Raw genomic sequence first — 11,587 nt, 5'->3', positions numbered from 1 at the left:
GACTTTCTTTCCAGTATAAAAAACATCCTAACCTTAACGGTTAGGATGTTTTATCTTGCCGAACGTGTTGAAGGAAGGTTTCACGGCTTGCGGCGACGATTTTTGGGGTTAATAGATCGGTTTTTTGTTTTAGACGTTCTTTACCGTTCGGATGCATGATCGCCATCAGCATTCTAAGGTAGAAGTGTTGATACCGTTTGGATAAGCCATCGGGCAGCTCGATCACCGAAAAACCGAATTGAGTCGCCCCGCGGTGCATCAAGCTCACCCCATACATGCCTTTGATATCTTTATAGGTGTCGGATTCCAATTTTTCACCAAGCCGCTGGAGGGTCGATTTTAAAACGCGAAGGAGAGAGGTAATCATCTGCATCGTGTTTTTGGCATGAAAGGATGCTTCAATCAACATTTTATTATTGAAATGAAGTTGGAGTACGCGGTCGCCAGCTTGAATCACCGTGCCATCATCGAGCGGGATGGGCGGCCCTTTATAAGTCATTGGACGTATGTACAGGATGTCTTCCGCATGATCGGCTTCGACCTTATGGAGGCGATAATAGAGCCGTTCCCAACCCGAATAGAGAAAAAGAATCCATTTCCGCGCACCTTTAATTGGACTTTTCTCCCGCATACATGTCGCTCCCTTGTCTTCTGGGAATCATCGTCAATATTATACCATATATAGACAAGACAAAGAAAAAATTGCGAGTGCATGAAACGGAAGGGAGAGGTTTAATATAAAAACGAATGTTGGTATTGATTAACTTGAGGAGGGATTTTAGATTGAGTGAATATCGTCAATGTGTCGACGAAGCCATCCGTTGCGTTACCGATGCTTGGAATGATCCCAGTCAAGCCGCGGGGCATCTTGCTGAAGCGGAGCGCTTGCTTGATGAAGCGTTGAGGCATGCGGAAGGTTCAAAAGATCCCGCGCGAATGCAACAAGTGCGCGATGCAAAAAACGCGGTGGAACAGGCACGGAGAGCGGCGGAAAATCAAAATCAGGATGACAGTCAAACTCACAATGCGATCGATCAAGCCGCGCGAGCTTGTAAACAAATTCATTAATTTTTGTGGTGGACTCAAAAGACCGGGCAAAACCGCTTTGAGTCCCCTTTTTCATATCCTGAATCAAATTGGAAGAAAGGTGATGTTTAAATAAGAATAAAGGCTTTTTTCCTTATAGTAGTAAGATCGTTTAAAATTTTTTTAGGCTCGTTTAAGGGCAACTTTGATACACCCTACGCTGATTAAGGCTTGGTGGAACTAGGGTCTTTATTGCATGGCATCTTTTGGGATATGATAGTAAGAAAACGAATAAAGCAGGTGGCATGATGGGAGAGAAAATTTACGTCGATGGTGTTCAAATTTACTATGAACATCATGGAAAGCCTCTGGAAACCAAGATGCCGGCATTAATCATGATTCACGGGTATTTATCATCCTGTTTTAGTTTTCGCAGCCTCGTCCCTCGACTAAAAAAGGATTACCCGATCTTTGCTTTGGATTTGCCGGGGTTTGGAAAAAGCGAAAAATCGCTGACTTTTACGTATTCGCTCCGCAATTACGGTCAACTCATCGTCCACTTGATGGATGCCCTCGGTATCCACGAGGCGGTGGTCATCGGTCACTCAATGGGTGGGCAAATCGCCTTACAAGCGGCGCGGCTTGACCCAAAGCGCATCCGTAAAGTCATAGGTCTCGCTGCCGCTGGCTACATGGGGCCGGTCAAGCGCTCCATCGTCCGCCTCAGTTATTTGCCGTATTTCCATTATTTATTAAGGCTTTATTTTTATAAAAAAGATGTGATCCAGGAATTTGTGAATGTCACTTATAATAAAAACATTATAAATAAAGAAATGATGGAAGGGTATTTAGAGCCACTGAAAGATCCAGCCTTTTATCGTTCTTTTGTCCGTTTTATTCGGCATCGGGAAGGGGATTTACCTTCGGAGTTGGTTCGGACGATTTCACAGCCGGTGTTATTGCTCTGGGGTAAAGAGGATCGCATCGTACCTGTTTCTGTCGGGGAGCGATTTGCGAAAGACTTGCCGCATGCTGAACTAAAAATTTTTCCAGATACAGGGCATTTGTTGCCGGAGGAGAGGCCCGATGAAGTCGCCGAGGCCGTGCGCGCTTTTCTCTCCGAATCAAAATAAGCCAGATTAGACAAAAGCCAGGCATTCGATTACTATTTTTATAGTAGGGGAGTAAAACATAGGAACCGAAAAGCGTTGGAGGTCATCATGGGTAAAAAGATTTTCAACTTGATCGGAAGTCTTGCCGTCGTCGTTTTAATTATTTTTTCGATTGTGGTTTTGATTAAAAACTATGGCGCATGGACATCGATTGATTACATATGGCTTGGCGCAATTATTTTATTTTTTATCGGTGCAGCCGGGGAGCGCATCGGTAAAAAAGATAAAGTTGGGCAACATCATGAAAATCGCTAAAACATTTGCACTAGGTTGAACCTCCGGAGCGCGGCCGAATGGTTGTCTTCGGAGGTGAATACTTTATTCCCCCAGCCTGTTTTTTATGATGATTTTTCACAGCGTTGTTTTTTAATTTTTCTTCAAACCATTTTTGCATTTCTTTCGGAACGACTTCACCATTCCCATAGTTCGCCCCGATGTTCAACTTTCCTTCCAGTGTCTTTATACCTAATGCTCCGAAATTATTGCTCTGTTCATAGCGGTCAATATTCACTTTTTCTATATTAAGGTATTCAATCATAATGGGAGGTTTGGCCGGATCCTGCTCTTTACGATTTTCGGATGGAGGCTTTTGTTGAAGCGCCTCCAAAAGCTTTTCCATATCCGTGATTTTTTTCTCCAGGCGCAGCAAAATGGCCGAATGATTCAATTGATGTTGGAACCAACGCTCAAAGATCATGTTTTCGCCCGCTTTATTGTGAGATTTGTTTAGAAGTGCATGACTATTCAATGTCAATCGAATAGGCTGGAGGAGTTTCTCTTGGAATGCGAATGGTTAAAACACCGTTATGAAAGGTGGCATGGGGTGCGGTGATATTAGTCGCCTCCGGCAGTTGAATGGTTCGTTCAAAACTACCGTAAAAGCGCTCGGTATGAAGTGCTTCTGCGTCTTGGAACGGCCTTTTGTTTTCTCCTTTTATGGTTATCGCGTTGCCCGTAAAGGTTAGCCGGATGGCCGATTTGTCGACCCCGGGTAAATCCGCGACGACAACCCAAGCAGTAGGGGTTTGGTAAAGATCGATGGCCGGCTCCTGCGGACGGGTTTGGCTTTTATTCGTATCTTTCTGTTTTTGTTCGGTTGATTGATCAAAAAGGGCGCTCCAAAAATCATTTCCTTGAAATTGTTGAGCCACTTCCAGCCATTGTTTTAATTTCTCGACATCAATCGGAACACACCCCCTAAAGCTTCTGCTGTTGTCATTTTATTTTCCCTTCTAAAAATACATTCCTCTTGTCTTTCTTCATCCTTCCGGGGAATTGATCAATCCGCTTTTGATATTGAAATTAGGCATAAGAATAGGTTGACAAGAAAGGGAGACTTGTCAACCTTGTTTTAGCGCTGGTAAGAGGGTATAAAATTTTTTCAGGCTAGCATAAGTGTAACTAATGCTCTGCCTCACCTAAAAGGCTTCGCAGAACCAAGTTTTCTTTATTTTTACGGTCATGTTCGTTTAATATCTTGCGGCGGCTGCTCCAGCCATTTTCGTTTTGTCATAATCTGAAAGCCTTTGATAGTATATTGTAAAATTTCGGTGAAGAATTTGGCTGAGTTCAACTGCAAGTCAGTTCTCATGAACAGCGACATGCCATGGCCGATCAGCGTGATATCAATGGTATTCAAGGCGGTAAATAGCCCCATGATCAAACGGTCTGAAAAGGGAGATTGCTGTCCTGCGGTGACATCCATCTGAATGGGGAATTTACCAAGCAACTCCTCTTTTATTAACACCTCATTAAAAAATTTTATCTGTTTCTCGGAAATTTTTTTCCCATCCAATATATATTGTTTTATTTCTTCATCAGTGGTGGTTTGCGACAGGGCTGTACATAGCACAATGGAAAAATAGTTTCTTTCAATATTAAAAGAGATTTCACCGAGTTCCAGCACATTGATGGGTCGGCCGTTCAACAGGTATTTTAGGCCTTTGACAAATTCGTTTTTTTTCGGATACGGTATGCTTGGCGGTCGGTCATAAAGCCCTTTAGAGAGCATAAGGGCCGTTGCTTTTTCATATGTGGAAAACGCATGGCTCAACGAAGTTTTGAAGAGTTCCAAAATGTCCCGGCGAACAATATTGCCCGTGATAAATGCCAAATTAATCAGATCGATGCGGGCCATCATATAGACAAAGCTCAGGGCAAACGGATCATAAAAAAGCCGGGGTGCTGAATAGTTGATGTCTTCTTCGGTATATCCAGTAGGAAGGATGATTTGTTCGCGGTTAAAAAGATTTTTCAGTTCGTTAAGCTGCGCTTCGCGGTAATCCTTTACTTGATGAAGCAATGCGCGAATATCAGGATCTTCGGCAAAATGGAGAAAATATTTGGTCAGAATATAAGCCATCGTCTCCACATGATAACTTTGCCAGATGCCTGACAATTCGGAACTGCTTAGCCGGGTCCGATGTACAACCATAAAAGCCTCCTTGAATACTGGGAAGATGATACGTCTAGTGTTTGCGTTTTTATGCGATTTATACGTTTTAAACGCGATGCCAGCTATATCATGCCTGAGCGGGGAAGTATTGTTCTGGGAAGTAAGGATTGGCTAGTAAAAGAGTCATTAAGGCACTCGAGGACGATTAGCAAGCTGAGCCTGACATTCCGTTCATCACTTGGTCATAAAAAGGTCAAATTTTTCGCTTTACTTTATCCCTATGGATGATAAAATTTAATTGATAATGAGTTTCAATGTCAGGAGAAGTTTGCGCCGTGAAATTAAGCGAAGTCAAGATCAATGAGAAGTTGAGAATTGAGGATTTCGGCGATATGGATTCGCAAATGCGACGCCGACTAAAAGAAATGGGTGTCTTTGAGGGGAAAAGCGTCAAAGTTGTCCGCTATTGTCCACTCGGTGGGCCGTGTTTATTAGAATGCGAAGGTCAATTATTTGGCATCCGCAAAAAAGATACCCTATGTATTAAGGGAGAACTTGTCTGATGGACATCGCTTTGTTCGGAAACCCGAACACGGGTAAAACATCACTATTTAATCATATAACTGGGTCCTATGAATACGTCGGAAACTGGAGCGGTGTCACCGTTGAGAAAAAAGTGGGGCGCATCAAACAGACGAATCGATCATTGATCGATTTGCCGGGTGTCTATTCCTTAAACCCATTATCAAAAGATGAACGGGTAGCCTCACTAGCCCTGCTTGAAAACGAAGCGGAACAAATTTTAAACATCGTAAATGCCGATCAACTTGAACGCAGCCTCTATTTGACGACAGAGCTAATGGAGACGGGAAGACCTCTCGTCGTTGTACTCAATATGGTCGATTTAGCCAAAAGACATCGCGTGACCATTAATCTAGAACGTCTCAGTAACCGGCTCGGCGTTAAAGTTTTTACAACCGTCGCAAGAAAAGGAGACGGCTGCCAAGACCTCATCGATTTTTTGAAAAATGAACCAACGAACCACCCATCGTCTTTTTCATTGAATTATGGTGAGGTGATTGAATCAGCCATACGCGAGATGGAAAGTGTCATGGCACAGAAAGGGGACACGCCTCGTCGCTGGATGCTGGTTCAATATTTGAATGACAATGGCATGATTTGCGACCTTCTCGATGAAAAGTTTCCGGAACTTCGCGGCATCCGTCAGAAAGCCGATGAAGTGTTAAGAGAAACGACGGGAAAGCGGATCGATGATGTCATTTATGAAACAAAAATGGCCTACATCCGTGATGTCATCGCGGACACATGCGTTTTAACAAAGGAAAAAGAAGTCTTTAAATTCACCGCATTTATAGATCGTATTGTCACCCACCGTATTCTCGGTATTCCTATTTTTTTACTGTTATTATTCCTTGTTTTCCAACTGACATTTGATTGGCTTGGCACCCCGATGTCAGACTTATTGGACCAATGGTTATCCGGTCCGGTCACCGATGGGATTCAGAAAGCGTTGGACGCGATGGGAGCGGTGCCGCTGATTAAAGCCGTCATTTTGAACGGTATTATCGCCGGTGTCGGTGGGGTATTGGTTTTCGTTCCGCAAATATTTATTTTATTCTTTTTCATCTCGCTTCTTGAGGATTCGGGATACATGGCGCGGGTCGCCGTGGTGATGGATCGCCTGATGGAATTCATCGGTTTAAATGGGAAAGCGTTTATCCCGTTGGTCATCGGCTTCGGTTGTAACGTCCCGGCAGTCATGGCAGCGCGAACGATCGAGCAGCCAAAAGAGCGATTGCTGACGATCCTCATCACACCTTTTATGTCATGTTCTGCCCGACTTTCGGTCTACGCGCTGTTTGTTGCAGCCTTTTTTGAGCGTCATCAAGCGCTGATCGTGCTTTCACTTTATGTACTCGGGATTGTCGTGGCTATACTCATTGCCAAGCTATTTTCCTTCTTTTTAAAAAATGAAAAAAGTTACTTTATCATGGATTTACCGCCTTATAATGTTCCCCAGCTGAAATCGCTGTTGCGAAGCACTTGGGACAAAGGGAAAGGATTTGTCCGCAAAGCGGGTACGTTTATTTTCGGAGGAACGGTTTTCATCTGGGTTCTATCCTATTTTGGCCCGTCGGGAATGGATGTGCCCATCGATAAAAGTTTTATGGCTATTGTAAGTAGCGTCTTTGCTCCGTTGTTCGCTCCGCTCGGATTTGCCAGCTGGCAGGCGGTGTCGGCATTAATAACAGGTTTTCTGGCAAAAGAAGTCGTTGTTTCCACGATGAACGTCCTCTATTTTGTTCCAAAGGGCGTAACGCTGTCGGGGCTTTTGCCACACTACTTTTCGCCGCTTGCGGCCTATAGCTTTTTGGTATTTGTTTTGTTATATACACCTTGTTTATCAACGGTTGCTGCCATAAAAAAAGAAACCGGAAGCTCGAAAATAGCACTCTTTTCTATCGCGTATTCTTTTATTGCTGCCTATATTATCGCGTATGTCGTTTACATCTTAGGCCGTTGGATTTTCTAAACAAAAGGAGGAGCGAAAATGCTGATCAGCATCGTGCTCGGCATCCTCATCTTTGCCTATGCGACATGGATGGTCATTTCATTCATCAAAAAAAGCCGCCAAGGGCGGTGTGCGGCCTGTGCTCTGAAGGATTCCTGTGATTCCGGGTGCTCAGCCGTCAGTTTTGAAGAAAGACAACAGATTCTCAGTTCCACGACACATCACACAAAATAACGACAAGGTCGGCATGGCCGGCCTTTTTTTCGTATGTATAGGTAAGTAAGGATGACGTTTAAGCTTGAGAGATGCCGGTTTTTCAATGAGAGAAAGCCTAGGATCACATGAACAGGCCAATAGATAGCCAAACGCCAATTGTTTTAAAGTGTGCAAGTATCTGCTTTTAGAGAAGTCGTGTATTAATGGGTTAATAAATTTGTTTCCATGGGTTTAGGAAAAAACTGTAAAGATACAAAAGAAGTCTCGATTCGACAAAAAGACCCCGTTCAGCTTCGCGGGTGATTGTGGGAAAATAAAAGTGCAGAGATTACCGACACGCTTTAATTTATAGAGAGAAAAGGAGCAGGCATCATGAAAAGCATTGTCTCTTTTAACATTCCCACTCAAGACTTCACCCTCAGCCGGGCGATTACCTTTTACTTCATTTGTCAGAAATCCCGTCATTCCCTGTATTTATATAAGAACAACAAAACATGCCGGATTGACCGCATGACCGAGTTAATCACCTTTCTATTGACCGCAGACGATGAGCGCATCCTGATCGTTATTGAAGGCGATCAGGCAGAAGCGATCCTCAAACAACTTATTACGACCGTCTTTTCGAAAAGGCTCCCACGGCAAATGGATCATACGGACGCAAAGATTTGCTCGAGCATAAAAAAATGATGATGCCGACAATATTTTTTCCAATTTCCAGAAAGTCACGTCCCACTATGGAGGCAATATCGGGCGAAAGAGGAGAGACCTATTGTTGATCGATCAGGTCATCATGAGGCTTCGTGAGGGCATTTTATCTGATGGGCTGTTTTAACAACGGTACTCGTTAATTTTTCTTTAAAAGAGGGGTGTTGACACCTAAAGCACCGGTTTCAAATAATAAGGATTCAATTTTTTTGACATCATCTGGCGGGCAGTTGACAATCAGGATTAAGGGTAAGTCCATGTGTTTTGGGTTTCGTTCCCGCTTATTCATGCGAAAATAGCTGGAGAAAAATCCAATGAGAAAACCGCAGCAAGCGCCGATGATCCCCCAAATGATCGGACCCAAGAACAATTTAAACCCGATTCCTGCAGTAATGACAGAAAGGGCAGTGGCAAAGGCAAAGCCCTTATCAACGGCATTGCGAAAATGAGGAAATTTGATGTTCGGGTTGTTGTGATGATCGTTCTTACCTTTTATAGGAACAACGAAAATATCGCGCGATTCAATACCCAATTGTTTTAACTTAGCAATCGCATTTTTCAACATGGTTATGGTATAAAAAAGGGCAAAAACTTGCATAATTCACCTCATGATTGGCTGGGAAAGTTTACTTTGAAGTGAGGGTTCTGATAGTCCAGTTCCAGTTCAGCAAGTTCCGTATTGCGGTAAAGAAAGGTGCTTTCAACAGCGTCCGTAAAGGCATTAAAGGCCGAAAAACAAAATAGAGAAGGCAAAAACATAAACCAATCCGCTTGGAACGCTTGATTGGAACGGTCAATATCACCCATTATCAAAAACAATAATCCTTGATGAAATCGAGAATAATGGCTGATCACAATAAACCAAAAAGATAGTAAAACCGACTCAAAGAGCCGATGCAAATAAAACTGGCCAGTGCCGGGAAAAAACATAGACCAAAACAGAGCCATAAATGGTTTTTTTTCCGTTAAAAAATTCCGTCCAATGGCGTTGATTCTCTTTTGTTTTATTTTTACTTTTGTAGGATTAATTAGCGGTATATAACGGTTAAGGTTAACCGCTTCGTGATAACTATCCCATATCGTAAATAAAAATAAAGGGATGTACATCAAAATCCAAAGCGGGTCTAAAACGGCTTTTGTTCGTTCGAAATCCCCTTGCAATGTATAAATTAAACCGAGATTGAGATGAGAATGGATATTTACAAAAATTTCCCATATAAACAATAGGCCGCCCTTAATATATTGCCCAAGAAGAATATGCCCGAAACCAGGAAAGGCTGCCGACCACCAAGCCACTAAAACTGGATTTCGATAATAAATGACGTTGGTTCCAAGTGGGGTCGACACGCCAATAAGTTTCTTTGGCTGACGTTTATTCATTGCGTGTCACTCGCGATCCCGCCCTTTCAACAAAGAACCTTTATATGTATAGAATTGCATGTGCTACAGCTTTCCATACATTGGGCTTTTATTATGGGGAATATATACAAATAAATGAAATCAACCCCAGTGGGAAGACCAAAAAATCTTCTAAGCAGAGGTTATGCGTGGTTTTTTATATTAAATTCACACCTTAATCACTTACTCCGAGTGCGTTCTTCAGGTAAAGTCTCAGGCCTTCGACTTGTCCGTTCAGTTGATCAATATTCAAATTGGCGATCGTGGCCTGAAGGATTAATCCATCCGTGACGTTAAACAAAAAATATACGATCGTTTCGAGCGGTTGTATAGGATGAAATTCCCCGCGTTCCACTCCTTTTTGTAAAAAATCGGTCATGGCATCGACGCTACGCTTGGAATGGGTTAACATAAATTGCCGATGTCGCTCGTTTCGCCAAGAGGTAACGGAGTATTCATACATGATGATTCCGAACGGGACTTGCCCCAAATCTTCTTCCTTGACTTCATATTCCCTTAAATAAGCATTCAGAGCACCCCAAACCGTCTCATGGTTATCAAGCAATGTTGAAAGGTATTCGGTGAAGATGTTAGTTTGCCTTTCGTGTAAAGCCTCCAACATTTCTTCTGTACTGGAAAAATATTGATATACGCCTCCGCGGCTCATGCCGCTTTCCTCTACAACATCTTTCATCGTGGCCGGTTCAAAGCCTTTTTTCAGAAAGACACGCTTGGCGGCTTCTAAAATTTCATTTCTGCGTTTAATGAAGTGTTCCTGTGATACTTTCGGCATCTTTCTTTACACCATCCAGTCTTCTACGAAAACTATAGACGATCATACCGCACATGACAAGCAAACTTCCCGAAAGGATAAAGGTAAAAACAACACCTAGGTATTGAGATATTAGTCCCCCGCAAGCCAGACCTAATAAAGTGGATGTCGTCACGAAGCTGCCAATGACACCGAAAACGCGGCCGGTTAAATGCTGAGGCGTCATTTTTTGCACCATGATGTCAAAAGGCATCATCGCCATGCCGAAGGAAAAACCGGCAATAATGCCTGTGAGCGGATAAAGGATGGCTACTAAAAGATAGGGTGAGTGAATCAGAGTGCCTTCCAAAGCGAGCACGCTTCCCAGCTCCATGCTACCAAAACAAAGTGATGTCAAATACGATTTGATTTCTTTTTTATTAAGTAAAAGCGAGGCACAGATAACTCCCGTGCCGCTCGCCGCCATGATCCAACCGAGTAGATTCGTGGGGTCTCCGTCCAATTCTCTAAGTAAAATGACGATTTGCGAGTCCGCTATTTGGAGGGCGAAAAAGACAAAACAAAAAACGAGCAAACCGGCGAGCAACCTTGGTGATTGTATAATGAATCGGAAACCCTCTTTAAACTGTTGCATGAAACTTTGCCGTTTAAAGGTGTAGGTTTTACCTTGATTTGTGCGAACAGTGCCCGCTCCCGGCACCCATGATAAAAACAAAGCAGAAAGAATAAACGTTAGACTGTCCAAATAAAAAGCCCATTTGATACCGATGAAGGAAACGATGGCGCCACTGATAATGGGTCCGACAATCTTTGCGCCGTTATTGACGAGCTCCCTTGTCGCTACTGCCGGCTGCATGAACTCATTCGGCACGATTTCTTTTATTTTTCCGCTTTCGGCGGGCGAGAAAAGTGCTGAGAAACTCGACTTAATGATGAGCAATACGTATATTTGCCACAAGTGTGTGGATAAAACAAAGCCACAGACCGTGACTATCTCACAAGATCGGAGATGATCATTAAAGATTTTCGGTTAAGCCGGTCCGCCAATACGCCAGCCACTGAACCTAGTACCATGGACGGGCAGGCCAAACACAACATGGTCATGGACATCGCGAGGGGTGAGGCGCCCCATTTTAAAGCAATTAAAGCCATGAGGGCTAAGATATCCAGCCAGTCGCCCAGGTTTGAGATAATTTGCGCCAATAATAGCGGCAAATACCCTTTAAGTCGAAAAAGTTGACGATTCATACATTTTCTCCTTTGCAAATAAAATGACACTTGTGTCGTTATTTCTATTATAATGACACAAGTGTCGTTATACAATACTCATTAAAAAATTTTTGTTTTAGAGCTGAGCATCCACGACAAAA

General features: G+C 43.2%; 16 protein-coding genes. 7 read left to right on the top strand and 9 right to left on the bottom strand.

The genetic code is table 11. The annotated features are described in order from the left end of the window. Positions 1 to 40: 40 nt before the first annotated feature. On the bottom strand, positions 41 to 631 hold the full coding sequence (locus tag H532_RS0103230) for a YkoP family protein (RefSeq protein WP_027724290.1): 591 nt from the start codon (positions 629 to 631) through the stop codon (positions 41 to 43). A 152-nt stretch (positions 632 to 783) separates the two neighbouring features. Between H532_RS0103230 and H532_RS0103225 the strand changes: the two genes are divergently transcribed. The 3 genes from H532_RS0103225 to H532_RS0103215 all read left to right on the top strand — a co-directional run bounded on the left by H532_RS0103225 (position 784) and on the right by H532_RS0103215 (position 2,453). Further along, the gene (locus H532_RS0103225) at positions 784 to 1,068 is read left to right on the top strand and encodes a hypothetical protein (protein ID WP_027724289.1); all 285 of its coding nucleotides are present in this window, start codon (positions 784 to 786) and stop codon (positions 1,066 to 1,068) included. Positions 1,069 to 1,334: 266 nt separating this feature from the next. Then, positions 1,335 to 2,159 carry an alpha/beta fold hydrolase gene (locus H532_RS0103220; RefSeq protein ID WP_051263106.1) on the top strand — a complete coding sequence of 275 codons (825 nt, stop codon included), beginning with the start codon at positions 1,335 to 1,337 and terminating at the stop codon, positions 2,157 to 2,159. An 87-nt stretch (positions 2,160 to 2,246) separates the two neighbouring features. Then, complete coding sequence (locus H532_RS0103215; protein ID WP_027724287.1) at positions 2,247 to 2,453, top strand: hypothetical protein; 207 nt, start codon at positions 2,247 to 2,249, stop codon at positions 2,451 to 2,453. Between the two features lie 10 nt (positions 2,454 to 2,463). On the opposite strand, the gene H532_RS19410 is transcribed toward H532_RS0103215, so the two are convergent. From H532_RS19410 to H532_RS0103200, 3 genes are all read right to left on the bottom strand, one after another. Continuing rightward, the gene (locus H532_RS19410; RefSeq protein ID WP_051263105.1) at positions 2,464 to 2,895 is read right to left on the bottom strand and encodes a hypothetical protein; all 432 of its coding nucleotides are present in this window, start codon (positions 2,893 to 2,895) and stop codon (positions 2,464 to 2,466) included. Positions 2,896 to 2,938: 43 nt separating this feature from the next. Beyond that, positions 2,939 to 3,349 (bottom strand): Hsp20/alpha crystallin family protein, encoded by a 411-nt coding sequence (locus tag H532_RS19405; RefSeq protein WP_051263104.1) that lies wholly within the window; start codon positions 3,347 to 3,349, stop codon positions 2,939 to 2,941. Positions 3,350 to 3,657: 308 nt separating this feature from the next. Beyond that, positions 3,658 to 4,632 carry a DUF3231 family protein gene (locus H532_RS0103200; protein WP_027724286.1) on the bottom strand — a complete coding sequence of 325 codons (975 nt, stop codon included), beginning with the start codon at positions 4,630 to 4,632 and terminating at the stop codon, positions 3,658 to 3,660. Positions 4,633 to 4,928: 296 nt separating this feature from the next. Between H532_RS0103200 and H532_RS0103195 the strand changes: the two genes are divergently transcribed. The 4 genes from H532_RS0103195 to H532_RS0103180 all read left to right on the top strand — a co-directional run bounded on the left by H532_RS0103195 (position 4,929) and on the right by H532_RS0103180 (position 8,029). Then, positions 4,929 to 5,156, top strand: coding sequence for a FeoA family protein (locus tag H532_RS0103195; RefSeq protein ID WP_027724285.1), 228 nt, complete (start codon positions 4,929 to 4,931; stop codon positions 5,154 to 5,156). Beyond that, on the top strand, positions 5,156 to 7,147 hold the full coding sequence (gene feoB / locus H532_RS0103190) for a ferrous iron transport protein B (RefSeq protein WP_027724284.1): 1,992 nt from the start codon (positions 5,156 to 5,158) through the stop codon (positions 7,145 to 7,147). The genes H532_RS0103195 and feoB overlap by 1 nt, the downstream gene beginning before the upstream one ends. 18 nt (positions 7,148 to 7,165) lie before the next feature. Next, entirely contained in the window at positions 7,166 to 7,360 is a 195-nt protein-coding gene (locus H532_RS0103185) for a FeoB-associated Cys-rich membrane protein (protein WP_027724283.1), read from the top strand. A 354-nt stretch (positions 7,361 to 7,714) separates the two neighbouring features. After that, positions 7,715 to 8,029 (top strand): hypothetical protein, encoded by a 315-nt coding sequence (locus H532_RS0103180; RefSeq protein WP_027724282.1) that lies wholly within the window; start codon positions 7,715 to 7,717, stop codon positions 8,027 to 8,029. Positions 8,030 to 8,186: 157 nt separating this feature from the next. Here the strand turns inward: H532_RS0103180 and H532_RS0103175 are convergent, their stop codons facing one another. The 5 genes from H532_RS0103175 to H532_RS20915 form a co-directional block, all read right to left on the bottom strand. Continuing rightward, the gene (locus H532_RS0103175) at positions 8,187 to 8,645 is read right to left on the bottom strand and encodes a hypothetical protein (RefSeq protein ID WP_027724281.1); all 459 of its coding nucleotides are present in this window, start codon (positions 8,643 to 8,645) and stop codon (positions 8,187 to 8,189) included. 8 nt (positions 8,646 to 8,653) lie between these two features. Then, on the bottom strand, positions 8,654 to 9,427 hold the full coding sequence (locus tag H532_RS17685) for a hypothetical protein (RefSeq protein ID WP_051263103.1): 774 nt from the start codon (positions 9,425 to 9,427) through the stop codon (positions 8,654 to 8,656). Positions 9,428 to 9,620: 193 nt separating this feature from the next. Beyond that, the gene (locus tag H532_RS0103165) at positions 9,621 to 10,238 is read right to left on the bottom strand and encodes a TetR/AcrR family transcriptional regulator (RefSeq protein WP_027724280.1); all 618 of its coding nucleotides are present in this window, start codon (positions 10,236 to 10,238) and stop codon (positions 9,621 to 9,623) included. Beyond that, a complete protein-coding gene (locus H532_RS17680) occupies positions 10,207 to 11,211 on the bottom strand; it encodes an MFS transporter (RefSeq protein ID WP_281169025.1) in 1,005 nt (334 codons plus the stop codon). Before H532_RS17680 ends, H532_RS0103165 begins: the two co-directional genes overlap by 32 nt. Continuing rightward, the gene (locus H532_RS20915) at positions 11,208 to 11,465 is read right to left on the bottom strand and encodes an MFS transporter (protein ID WP_051263101.1); all 258 of its coding nucleotides are present in this window, start codon (positions 11,463 to 11,465) and stop codon (positions 11,208 to 11,210) included. The genes H532_RS17680 and H532_RS20915 overlap by 4 nt, the downstream gene beginning before the upstream one ends. Between the last annotated feature and the right edge of the window lie 122 nt (positions 11,466 to 11,587).

The sequence above is a fragment of the Tuberibacillus calidus DSM 17572 genome (genome assembly GCF_000430685.1).
GTDB lineage: Bacteria > Bacillota > Bacilli > Bacillales > Sporolactobacillaceae > Tuberibacillus > Tuberibacillus calidus.
Note: the sequence above shows the minus strand (reverse complement) of the source record. Positions and strands in the feature narration are given on the sequence as shown.

What these genes read in the sequence shown, in the direction of transcription:
- H532_RS0103230 (WP_027724290.1), bottom strand. Translation starts at nt 631, where the DNA reads ATGCGGGAGAAAAGTCCAATTAAAGGTGCGCGGAAATGGATTCTTTTT.
- H532_RS0103220 (WP_051263106.1), top strand. Translation starts at nt 1,335, where the DNA reads ATGGGAGAGAAAATTTACGTCGATGGTGTTCAAATTTACTATGAACAT.
- H532_RS0103215 (WP_027724287.1), top strand. Translation starts at nt 2,247, where the DNA reads ATGGGTAAAAAGATTTTCAACTTGATCGGAAGTCTTGCCGTCGTCGTT.
- H532_RS19410 (WP_051263105.1), bottom strand. Translation starts at nt 2,895, where the DNA reads ATGATCTTTGAGCGTTGGTTCCAACATCAATTGAATCATTCGGCCATT.
- H532_RS0103200 (WP_027724286.1), bottom strand. Translation starts at nt 4,632, where the DNA reads ATGGTTGTACATCGGACCCGGCTAAGCAGTTCCGAATTGTCAGGCATC.
- feoB (WP_027724284.1), top strand. Translation starts at nt 5,156, where the DNA reads ATGGACATCGCTTTGTTCGGAAACCCGAACACGGGTAAAACATCACTA.
- H532_RS0103185 (WP_027724283.1), top strand. Translation starts at nt 7,166, where the DNA reads ATGCTGATCAGCATCGTGCTCGGCATCCTCATCTTTGCCTATGCGACA.
- H532_RS0103180 (WP_027724282.1), top strand. Translation starts at nt 7,715, where the DNA reads ATGAAAAGCATTGTCTCTTTTAACATTCCCACTCAAGACTTCACCCTC.
- H532_RS0103175 (WP_027724281.1), bottom strand. Translation starts at nt 8,645, where the DNA reads ATGCAAGTTTTTGCCCTTTTTTATACCATAACCATGTTGAAAAATGCG.
- H532_RS17685 (WP_051263103.1), bottom strand. Translation starts at nt 9,427, where the DNA reads ATGAATAAACGTCAGCCAAAGAAACTTATTGGCGTGTCGACCCCACTT.
- H532_RS0103165 (WP_027724280.1), bottom strand. Translation starts at nt 10,238, where the DNA reads ATGCCGAAAGTATCACAGGAACACTTCATTAAACGCAGAAATGAAATT.
- H532_RS20915 (WP_051263101.1), bottom strand. Translation starts at nt 11,465, where the DNA reads ATGAATCGTCAACTTTTTCGACTTAAAGGGTATTTGCCGCTATTATTG.